The sequence below is a fragment of the Paenibacillus sp. MER 180 genome (assembly GCF_023713665.1).
GTDB classification, from domain to species: domain Bacteria; phylum Bacillota; class Bacilli; order Paenibacillales; family Paenibacillaceae; genus Paenibacillus_B; species Paenibacillus_B suaedae.
The window spans coordinates 61,790-68,790 of record NZ_JAMAVT010000026.1 but is presented as its reverse complement, the minus strand read 5'-3'; the positions used below and the strand labels follow the sequence as shown (position 1 = coordinate 68,790).

The window sequence follows — 7,001 nt, the reverse complement described above, 5'->3', positions numbered from 1 at the left end:
GCCTCCGGCTTCCTTCAGATTCCGCCTCGCGACGGACACCCTTGCCTTCAGCTAACAGTTCCTACTGCCAAGCCTGTAGCGGACTTTCACCGCCTAGTTATCGCCCATGCCGGGCGCACCATAAAAAACGAGGAGTCTTGCCAGTGGCAGAACTCCTCGTTTCGTCTATGTTTAAATCAACTTATACTCTTTAAGCAGCTGCATGATTCTGGTGTGAGAAACTTTTTGCACACCCGTCGCTGCTGCTAATTGGATTGCTGGAGGCAGCTCCATATCGGTTAGTTTCTTGCCGTCCATCATTTTCGCTGTGGAATCCAGCAACACACGGACATCATAAGCGGATCCAAATACTTCTGGCACGCCGCGATCAATATCAAGAAGCGTGTACACAGCTTCCATGGCGGTACGTACCGAATACTCTGTGGTGAATACCGTGTCTCGCGGTGTTTCGGCGAAGTTACCGATAAAGGCAGCGTTGACACAATCATCAGGAACTACATTCGGGCGATCTCCCGCAGCCCTTGGCATGAAGTAAGAGGTAACATAAGGCATCATGCAAGGAACACAGTTTGCGGAGTTTACGGCAAGATCGTGAATCTCTGCTTCAGGTACGCCCATGTGGTAGAGCCATTCTTCCGTGATCTCGATACCCGTGCAGTCCTTCATCGGTTTCTTGATGTAGTCACCTGGCACGTCGCAATACAAGCTGTAAACCCATACGACGAGCTGATCTTTTGGCTGCGATTTGAAGTGAGGCTGTCGGTTCAAGGTAAAGCTCATCAGCCATTTTGAATCTTTTACTGTCACGATACCGCCGGTAACGACCTTGCCACTGAATGGATCCCGCTTGCAAATTTTCTCGATGTAAGGAGGGATTCGGTCATCCAACGTTGTAACCGTAGCAGACTCCCAGTTGCTTTCCGCAATGTTGCCACAGAATTTGTCTGGACGGCCAAAGGCAGGATCTTGCTCCGCGATCTTCTTCCAAAGCTCCCAGCTTCCCCCGAGGGAGGTATTCATAACGGCAGGAGTGTTGTTGTCGCCTAAAGTGGAGCTCTCGGTATTGCTGCCATTCGTGATGAATACCAGATCATTTTCAGTCAGGTCAAAGTGTTTTTCTTGTCCGTTTTGAACATAGACCAGCTTTTTAGCAGCCTTCTTGTTCTCCGTAATATCAAACTCAACATTCGTTACGGTCGTTGCATATTGGAAGGTGACGCCATGGCCTTGCAAATACTTCATTAGCGGCAGTGCAAGAGACTCATACTGATTGTATTTTGTAAATTTCAACGCTGAGAAATCTGGCAATCCCCCGATATGATGAATGAATCTAGCGATATATCTGCGCATTTCCATCGCGCTATGCCAAGGCTCAAATGCAAACATCGTCTGCCAGTAAAGCCAGAAATTCGAGTTAAAGAAATCTTCCGAGAAGACATCTGTAATTTTCATATCTTCAAGCGCTTCTTCTGGAGTAAAGAACAACTTGATAATTTCCATCGAAGCGGTTTGAGTAAGTGTGAATTTGCCATCGGTATGTGCATCCTCACCACGATTGAGAATAGCACGCTGTAAGGAGAAGTTCGGATCCTCCTTGTTGAGCCAGTAAAATTCATCTAATACCGATGCACCCTCTGTTTCAAGTGAAGGAATAGAGCGGAATAGATCCCACAGGCATTCGAAGTGGTTCTCCATTTCCCGGCCACCGCGGATAATGAACCCCCGACCGTCATCATAGATGCCGTCTAATCCACCTCCGGCAATATCGAGTTCTTCAAGAATATGAATGTTTTCCCCCTTCATCTGACCATCCCGTATGAGGAATGCGGCTGCGGACAGTGATGCAAGACCAGAGCCGATCAGATAGGCGGATTTTTGATCAACACCGAGTGGTTTCTTTGGACGGGCAAAAGCTTCATAGTTACCATTGCTATAATACATCCTTACAACCTCCTTTAGTGGTCCTGACACCTCCACTTTATAGGAGTATGAATGCAATAAAAATAGACAGCTAAAGCCCTGTGTCTAAAATTTAAACTTCAAGTGCCATATGTCTAAAATATCCATAGGTTATGGTAGAATAATAAGAAACATTGCATCCTAAGGAGAGGTTTCCAATTCATCCGTACACCAAGCATGCATTAGCTGATGCATTGAAGGATATGCTGGGCACCAAGACTTTAGATAAAATAACGGTTAAAGACTTAGTGGAAGCCTGCAAGTTGAATCGCCAAACCTTTTACTATCATTTTCAGGATATTTATGACCTGCTCGAATGGATATATAAAACGGAGGCACTAGGTGCTATCCAGAATAACAAATCCTATGCGACTTGGCAGCAGGGGCTATTAATCATTTTAGAATTTGTGGAAAGCAACAAGGCGCTTTGCATGAACACATGTCGTTCTCTTGGAAAAGAGCATTTGGAAATGTTTTTAAATCAGGTTTTGTTTGAACTCCTGAGCAATGTCATCAATGAAGTTTCGGATTCCCGTGTGATTTCAGAAAAGGACAGGTCGTTCATCGTTCAATTTTACAGTCATGCCTTTGCAGGAACGCTGCTGGATTGGATTGAGGATGGGATGAAAACACCCTGTGAGGTAATCGTGAACCACATTGTTCGACTGATGGATGGACGTTTTATAGATGCAGTGGAGCGTTTTAGGTGAATCTAAATCTATCATTTCTATCATTTTTTACAAATTAATACTTAATTTAATGGAAACAACCTGGATTTTACTACCAAATACCCCCTATACCTGATAGACTAACGAATAGTATTATATTTCAAGGGGGAAAACATGAAGAACATCACAAAATTTCTATCTATTTTATTAGCCGCAGTGATTATATTATCTGGATGCTCAAGTAATAATGCTGCAGATTCGCAGGATCGATCTGCGGATGAGAAGCTGGCATTATCCTATGTCACAAACTACCACAATGGAACGAAAGAGGCCAAAACGAAGTTTGTTGATGAGAGTATACACCCTGATGTGCAAGGTAAATTCCGTGTTGGTGCTAAGAGAGCGCTTCCGGAGAACGAGCAGCTGAAGGATCCGAAGGTTGTAGAATCTGCTGATTATGATGACGGAGACACAAAGGGATCATTAGTACTCATTCAATCGGCAGATGATAAAGAAATGATTGCGCTGATTACCGAAAATAAAGTTTACATGCATTTTAGTCTACAGAACACGGCTCCGGATACGTATGATCAAATACGCAGTTCATTTAAAACAGCTAAAAAAGGATAAATATTTAAATAACAATAGAGCCACCTGGTCTGAACTAAACCCGTCAGTAGACATTAAAATACAATGATTAAGCAGCTTTAGCTCGTACTTCCATCGGGCTAAGGCTGTTTAGTTTTTTTCTGCAGCCGTTCATCCCTAATTCCTATCCCCTGTAGAGCAAGAAAAGCCGTGTAAATGTCAGGAAATAATTCTAATTCCATAGTTCCCGTCACTTTATCCAGCATTATAAAGCGCCCCATCGTATCCGTATGTTTTAGTACGAATCTTTTCCAACCCTTTTGATTTTTTCATTGGATGTCCGCCTTTTTTGGGCGTAGCGAAAAATGTTCATCTAGGCATTTGAACAGGCTAAATTTCTAGATACCCATACAATAGGAATAGAATAGGGGAAATGCCTTGTACCCGTCCAATTATATGAATTTGAGGTGACGGTCTTTGGATTGGAATCAAAACAGAAGAACTTACCATGCATTTATCAGCCTTGGAGCAACGTGCCAGACTGCGCATCAATTAAGAAGATTAAAACTCCGCAAATTTAGTGGCCCTCTTGATTGGTTTATTTCCTATCCTTCCTCGAAAATTTCGCATCTTCTCAAGACAAGGTTCAATGGATTTATGGAATTAGACAAATTGCGTCTTATAAACATAGTCGATAATCATTATGTTTTACGTGATACAGAATACCATGTAGATTCGTATCATGATTTCCCCGTTCCTTATAATCCCAACCAGCTGTACCCCAAGTTTAAAGAGACAATGGACCGTAGGGTATCCAGATTTTTAAAAACGATAAAAACCGGCCCTGTTTGTTTCGTTCGTACAGAAACTTCAAGCTCGGAAGCGCGGCTCCTGGAACAAACTTTATATGGCATTTCGCACAAAGATTTCAGGATACTCATCGTTAATTTCCATAATCAGTGGGGAAAAGGCGTCATTTATGACGATTGGGGATTGCAGCGCGTTTCTTCTGTCAAGATTCCGCCAGGCAAGAATTGGAGAGGCTCAGACCATCATTGGGATCTCATTATGAAAGGGTTTAAATCGGTATAGTGCCTATTTTCATCTGCCGATTTATTTGAAACGCGACAATTAGAAAATCACGTCATTTGAGACGTAATTAATAGTACTCTGATTGCACGTACTGAAGCCTTGTCCATCTTTGAGTAAATAATCTAGTTTCTTATTTATTTCCCATTCTGAAAATAGCACACGGGTGTAGTCACAGTATTGATGTCACCTGGCATCGTCCCCATTGGGTCAGCCTGAGTCTCTCCTTCCTCACACTTCAGGCGGAAATGTGATGAAAGAGCCTGCTAAAGATGATCCATGAACCGACATACCTGATTGCCGTTACAAAGAGAGGCGGAAGACAGCCATTGATGTGTTCATGACTTCGAAAAACATAAGCGGCTTAGACATGTTAGTCGGTGACTTCGGAAAAATACCAGCTAAGTCAATCATGTACACGATAAAATATAAAACAGCGATGATCTGTGTGAGGAAAATGGCATGGATATGTGATATCAAAAGGAGATAGCACGCGATAAACGACGTTATTCCAAGTAAGATCAGAAACAGATTAAACCCCTAGAATAAAAATACACTCCCTTTTAATTTCGAAAACTTGTCATGATCATGATGCCCTGCATCGTTATGCCTTCCTCTCATCCTTTGGTGTGTCTCAAGCTTATCAGTGAGGAAAGAAATTGAATTGTAAAAAATGAGCATATATGTTCAAGTGCCAATTAATCATCGGGTATGCCATACCGAGAGTGTCGGTGTCTCATACTATAGTGAAAAATTAGTAACGCCCTTCTTATATGTATATTTCAGAGTGTATGTTTCTTCTTTTCCATAGGGCATTGTAGCGATTTTTATACGAGTATAATCAAGCCTGCTATCTCTTAAAATTCTTTTCACCAGGGCAATACTCCGCTCTTCTTCCGTAACAACACAAAATATATTTAGAGCATACTTTTTCGAGTCGGACATGCACTTCCCCATATCTGATCCATCAACATAGCCTAAGTTAGCATCTGATAGTGATATCTCCAAATACTCCATTACTTTATCTCTTAACCAGCGATCACGTTGACTGCCTGTGACACTTTTCAGTGGATATTGTACCACTAGCCAGAATTTTCCTCCCATTCAGATCCACCAACCAATCAGTTAATATATTTAATTCTATCGTGTGAGCGAAGATACGGCGTTACCAATGAATACTCTTATATAGATAACTATAACAAGAAAACTTTGTATGTGGACGCGTTTATTTGCAACAGCAAAAAAACTGTTTGTACGCTGAAATCTCCCTCCGATGCTTCTCACTCACTCCCAGCGCGTGAGACCGAACTCCTGACAGCGGCGTATCCCACGCTGCTAACGAAAAAAAGCCAACCCCACGCGGTCGGCTTAATGATGGTGGAGGCGAGGGGGTAATCGATTTCTTCATTGAACTTGCTATCGTTGCTTATCCTTCGATGACTACCTTAGTAGTTGAAATCGATGCCGTGCTCGTCCGCTGATGACTTTCCTTCGAAGCAATATCCTACGCTACCTGCGCGCGGAACGAACCCTGGGGTTCTCTCATCCCGAAACTTCGCCTATTTCCACCAAAACAAAAAACCGACCTCACGCGGTCGGTTTTTTCAAGGTTTTTGGTGGAGGCGAGGGGATAATCGTTTTCTTCATTGAACTTGCTGTCGATGCTTATCCTTCGATGACTACCTTAGTGGTTGAAATCGATGCCGTGCTCGTTCGCTGTTGTCTTCCTACGAAGCCATTCCCCACTTCCTGCGCGCGGAACGAACCCCAGGGGTTCTCATCCCGTAACTTCGCCTATTTCCACCAAAACAAAAAACCGACCTCACGCGGTCGGTTTTTTCAGGTTTTTGGTGGAGGCGAGGGGATAATCGATATCTCCATTAACTTTGCTTCGTAGCTTATTCCCCGATGACATTCTTAGTGGTTGGATATCGATGCCGTGCTCGTCCGCTGATGACTTACCTTCGAAGCAATATCCTACGCTACCTGCGCGCGGAGCGAACCCCAGGGGTTCTCATCCTGTAACTTCGCCTCCAACGCAAAAAGCCGACCTCATGCGGTCGGCTTAATGATGGTGGAGGCGAGGGGATTCGAACCCCTGTCCGAAGATAACGCAACACGAGCTTCTACGGGTGTAGTCACAGTTTTGATGTCACCCGAGCATCGCCCCGTAACCGGCTATGCTTTGGGTCAGCCTGATTGTCTTCTTCAGCACACCCCAGGCGGAGATGTGACAGCGTATCCCACTAAAAGTTGAGCCCCTATCTCGGCACATGGGCGATGCAGAGTAGAAGCACGCTCACAGGTTATTAAGCTGCGAAAGCGTAGTTTGTTTGTTGTTTGCCGTTTAAATGGCTTTAGCGTTGATGAAGTGGACGCGTCCCCACTACCCGCTACCCGAGCCCGAACTATCCCCGTCGAATCCAAGAACGCCCCCATAAGTGATAAGCGAGCCTCGCCCATCAGGGGAATAGAGTCTTGAATTAAAGAGAATCTAGTTAAGACACAGATAGTGTATCCTTCCACACTATTCAGTTGTCAATGATGTTCGTATTCGGTCAGCAGCGATACCATACTGTGCAGTAGTTCGTTACCGACACGTTTATTATAACACACTCAAACGAAAGTTGTTAGTCAACTTGTTGCCAACGCTACATGCCATTTCCTTGGTACAAATGATCCAAAAGGAATACTGCT

General features: G+C 43.8%; 6 protein-coding genes and 1 other RNA gene. 3 read left to right on the top strand and 4 right to left on the bottom strand.

Annotation, left to right across the window (positions count from 1 at the left end):
- Window positions 1-171: 171 nt before the first annotated feature.
- Entirely contained in the window at window positions 172-1,941 is a 1,770-nt protein-coding gene (locus tag M3661_RS27415; protein WP_251490083.1) for an oleate hydratase, read from the bottom strand.
- A 152-nt stretch (window positions 1,942-2,093) separates the two neighbouring features.
- Here M3661_RS27415 and M3661_RS27410 point away from each other — a divergent pair, with 152 nt between their 5' ends.
- From M3661_RS27410 to M3661_RS27400, 3 genes are all read left to right on the top strand, one after another.
- Window positions 2,094-2,669 (top strand): TetR/AcrR family transcriptional regulator, encoded by a 576-nt coding sequence (locus M3661_RS27410; protein WP_251490081.1) that lies wholly within the window; start codon window positions 2,094-2,096, stop codon window positions 2,667-2,669.
- A gap of 132 nt (window positions 2,670-2,801) precedes the next feature.
- The gene (locus M3661_RS27405) at window positions 2,802-3,257 is read left to right on the top strand and encodes a hypothetical protein (protein ID WP_251490079.1); all 456 of its coding nucleotides are present in this window, start codon (window positions 2,802-2,804) and stop codon (window positions 3,255-3,257) included.
- Between the two features lie 435 nt (window positions 3,258-3,692).
- Window positions 3,693-4,307 (top strand): DUF1796 family putative cysteine peptidase, encoded by a 615-nt coding sequence (locus tag M3661_RS27400; RefSeq protein ID WP_251490076.1) that lies wholly within the window; start codon window positions 3,693-3,695, stop codon window positions 4,305-4,307.
- A gap of 300 nt (window positions 4,308-4,607) precedes the next feature.
- On the opposite strand, the gene M3661_RS31090 is transcribed toward M3661_RS27400, so the two are convergent.
- The 3 genes from M3661_RS31090 to ssrA all read right to left on the bottom strand — a co-directional run bounded on the left by M3661_RS31090 (window position 4,608) and on the right by ssrA (window position 6,741).
- Complete coding sequence (locus tag M3661_RS31090; protein WP_483310743.1) at window positions 4,608-4,835, bottom strand: DUF8051 family protein; 228 nt, start codon at window positions 4,833-4,835, stop codon at window positions 4,608-4,610.
- Between the two features lie 210 nt (window positions 4,836-5,045).
- The gene (locus M3661_RS27395; RefSeq protein WP_065293116.1) at window positions 5,046-5,408 is read right to left on the bottom strand and encodes a hypothetical protein; all 363 of its coding nucleotides are present in this window, start codon (window positions 5,406-5,408) and stop codon (window positions 5,046-5,048) included.
- Between the two features lie 968 nt (window positions 5,409-6,376).
- Window positions 6,377-6,741: a transfer-messenger RNA gene (gene ssrA / locus M3661_RS27390) on the bottom strand.
- Window positions 6,742-7,001 lie beyond the last annotated feature (260 nt).